Below are 2,940 nucleotides of genomic sequence, written 5' to 3'. Positions count from 1 at the left end.
CGCAATGACCGAAGCCGCCCTCACGATCGCCCATCTCTCGATCCACGACAGAAGCGGCGCTGCTCTTGTTGATGACGTGTCGCTGTCAGTGCCGCGCGGGGGCGTTCTGACGCTCATCGGCGAAACCGGCAGCGGCAAGAGTTTGATCGCGCAGGCCGTGTTCGGCCTCCTGCCCTCCGGCTTGTCCGTCTCGGGAGACATTAAGGTCGGTGGCCACGAGCCGATTCCTGCGAGCGAACCGAAACGCCTCGCCGCGCTGTGGCGCGAGCAGATCATGTTGATCCCGCAGGAGCCATCCGCTGCGCTCGATCCGACCATGCGCGTGCGGCGGCAGATGGCGCTGGCAGGCCTCCAAGAGGAGGCCATCAAGCCCGCACTCGCGGCTTTCGATTTGCCTGGTTCGACGGCAGACGCCTACCCATTCACGCTATCTGGCGGCATGGCTCAAAGGGTGCTGGTGGCCTCGGCGCTGGGCGTCGGCGCGCCGATCATTGTTGCTGATGAGCCGACCAAGGGTTTGGACGCCGACCGCGTCACTCAGGCAATCGCCGCACTCAAGCGCCTTTCGGCCGCTGGACGCAGCCTGCTCGTCATCACCCATGATCGCAGGCTCGCAGAGGAGCTTCCTGGAGAACTGGCGATTGTTCGGAATGGCCAGGTAATAGAGCATGGCCCGAGTGCAGGACTCCTGTCTGAGCCCCAAAGCGACTACGCCCGAACATGGCTAGCGGCCGATCCGCGCCATTGGTCACGCTGCCACCGCTGCTGCGACATGACGAGCCTTGCCTTGTCGGCGCACGGTCTCGCCTTCGGCTGGCCAAAGGGCGCAATGCTCTTCGAGGGCCTCGACTTGCACGTGCCGCGGGGCGGCGTTCTGGCGATTTCGGGGCCGAGCGGCAGCGGCAAGAGCACGCTCGGCGACATCCTGCTCGGCCTTCGGCGACCACTCGCCGGTAGCGTAGATTGGGGTGGGGTAGATATCGTGGCACAGCCAGCCGCGATCCGCTCGCGGCGGCAGCGCTACCAAAAGCTCCATCAGGATCCGATCACTGCCTTCGTGCCGCACCTGACCTTTGCCCGCCAGTTCCTGGCGCTGGAAGACGTCAAGTCCGGCCTCTCGGTCGCACGCGATCTGCCGCCGCTGCTGGACAGGTTGAAGGTCAATCATCGGCTGATGAACCGTCGCCCCTGCGAGGTTTCCGGCGGCGAGGCCCAGCGGCTCGCGCTGGCACGCATCCTCCTTCTCGATCCAGTAGCGATTGTCGCCGATGAACCGACATCGCGGCTCGACCCGGTCGTTCAACGTGAAACGATGCGGCTGCTGCGGGCAACCGCCGATCAACAGGGGCTCGGCCTTGTCCTGATCAGTCACGACCAACCGCTGCTCGCCGCGATCGCGGACGAGCATCTTGCACTTGGTCCGCGAGCTTGAGCTAAGCCAGGCAAGCCTGCGCCTGATCGCGCAGACGCGCATAGTCCAGCATGGCTCGTTCCAGCGCCGCGCCGGGCGGCAGGCGTTTGATTTCATCGGCAAGCCGTGCCTGGAAGGCGCGGTCATAGGCCGCGACCGGCGGGCAGACGACGACCGGCCTAGAAGGTGCCGTCCCGCAGGCGGTCAGCGAGAGCGTCGCGATCACGAGGAGCGGCAGCGCCCGCTTCGAGCATCCGGTCCTTTGCATCGGAAGCCTCCTTCTGGGATTTGAGTTCGGCCTCGCGGGCTTTTGCCGCCTCGGTGGCGGCGCCCGCCTTGCGGCCAGCGGCGAAGATCGCCGCGGTGGCGATGACCACCGCGACGATGAGGACAAGCGCGATCCACCCGGTCACTTGTTCGCCCCGCTGATCCCGGCCCGCAGGGTGCCGAGGCCGAGCGCGGCGAGGACATGGGTGAGCCAGTCGGACCCGACATCGACGCCGGGAACGTCGATCCCGAGGCCCTTCTCGACAGCGACGACGAGCACGAGCACAGCGGCGATGATGTAGGTGCGGTAGCCCGCACCGAACTGAAGAACGGCGTTCATGGAAATCTCCTTGTTTGGGTTGAATCAGGCCTCGTTGACGGAGAGGCTTCCGCTCGCAGCGAGAGGGATCGGGCGGACGTTCGTGGGCTGGGCGCGATAGACCGGGCGGCGCACCGCCACGAGCCGGTTGCGCGACAGCCGCGTGATCGAGACGCGGTTCTGTTGATTGCCGCCGAGAACGTGGAAGGCCGAGGCCGAGTTCTTGTTTGGAGAATCCTGGCCGACATAGAGGCCGACATGCCCGCCGCCACCGGAAGCCGGGCTTGCCCGGTTTCCGGCAATGTTCGAACCGAACCGGGAAACATCCCGGTTCGGGCGCTTGAAGACGAGCACGTCGCCCAGTGCCGCAGCGCCCTTCGGAACTGAAGTGCCGAACGCCGCCCATTCGAGCGCCGAGAGATAGAGGCGCGGCGGATTTCGCTCGGGGCGCCGTTCGATGTTGGCGCGATGGGCGACGATGGCCATGAACAGGCCGCACCACGGGATCGCGTCGTGGCGGTAGACCCCGGCATAGACGCGGCCGAGACCGGCGGCTTCGAGTTCCGCCTGCCAGCCGATGATCTTCGGATTGTCGGCGGTGCCCGGAGTTTCGAGCGTGCCGAATTCCTTCAGCGCCTCGGCAATCATGCGCGGGCCGGGCTCGGCTTCGAGCCATCGGTATTGGGCAGGCAGCATTGCGACCTCCTGAAACGACGAAGCCCGCCGGAGGGGCGGGCTTTCGGTCGGGTTGCGGTTGGGGTTGATGGCGGCGGATCAGGCGTGCTTGCGCCCGTCCTCGTTGGCTTCGATCCTGTCGATGCGTTCCCGGAACTCGATCAGCGTCGCCTTGATCTGGGCGATGTCGCCGCGCGCTTCGGCGACGGCACGGCGCCCGGCGATGTCGTTGCCAATCTCGGCTTTCAGCTGGGCGATATCCTTGGCG

General features: G+C 66.2%; 5 protein-coding genes. 1 reads left to right on the top strand and 4 read right to left on the bottom strand.

The window, feature by feature from the left end:
* Positions 1 to 1,432, top strand: a 1,432-nt coding sequence (locus ACKODO_RS15290; RefSeq protein ID WP_408984309.1) for an ABC transporter ATP-binding protein, incomplete at its 5' end; no start/stop codon positions are given.
* A 1-nt stretch (position 1,433) separates the two neighbouring features.
* On the opposite strand, the gene ACKODO_RS15285 is transcribed toward ACKODO_RS15290, so the two are convergent.
* The 4 genes from ACKODO_RS15285 to ACKODO_RS15270 are packed head-to-tail and all read right to left on the bottom strand — an operon-like array spanning position 1,434 to position 2,693.
* A complete protein-coding gene (locus tag ACKODO_RS15285; RefSeq protein ID WP_408984308.1) occupies positions 1,434 to 1,679 on the bottom strand; it encodes a hypothetical protein in 246 nt (81 codons plus the stop codon).
* A complete protein-coding gene (locus ACKODO_RS15280) occupies positions 1,591 to 1,824 on the bottom strand; it encodes a hypothetical protein (protein WP_408984307.1) in 234 nt (77 codons plus the stop codon). Before ACKODO_RS15280 ends, ACKODO_RS15285 begins: the two co-directional genes overlap by 89 nt.
* On the bottom strand, positions 1,821 to 2,018 hold the full coding sequence (locus tag ACKODO_RS15275) for a hypothetical protein (RefSeq protein ID WP_408984306.1): 198 nt from the start codon (positions 2,016 to 2,018) through the stop codon (positions 1,821 to 1,823). The genes ACKODO_RS15280 and ACKODO_RS15275 overlap by 4 nt, the downstream gene beginning before the upstream one ends.
* A 24-nt stretch (positions 2,019 to 2,042) precedes the next feature.
* Entirely contained in the window at positions 2,043 to 2,693 is a 651-nt protein-coding gene (locus ACKODO_RS15270) for a TIGR02594 family protein (protein ID WP_408984305.1), read from the bottom strand.
* Positions 2,694 to 2,940: the final 247 nt, after the last annotated feature.

Origin of the sequence: Rhabdaerophilum sp., from assembly GCF_046092605.1 — a bacterium.
Lineage (GTDB): Bacteria > Pseudomonadota > Alphaproteobacteria > Rhizobiales > Beijerinckiaceae > Rhabdaerophilum.
Note: the sequence above shows the minus strand (reverse complement) of the source record. Positions and strands in the feature narration are given on the sequence as shown.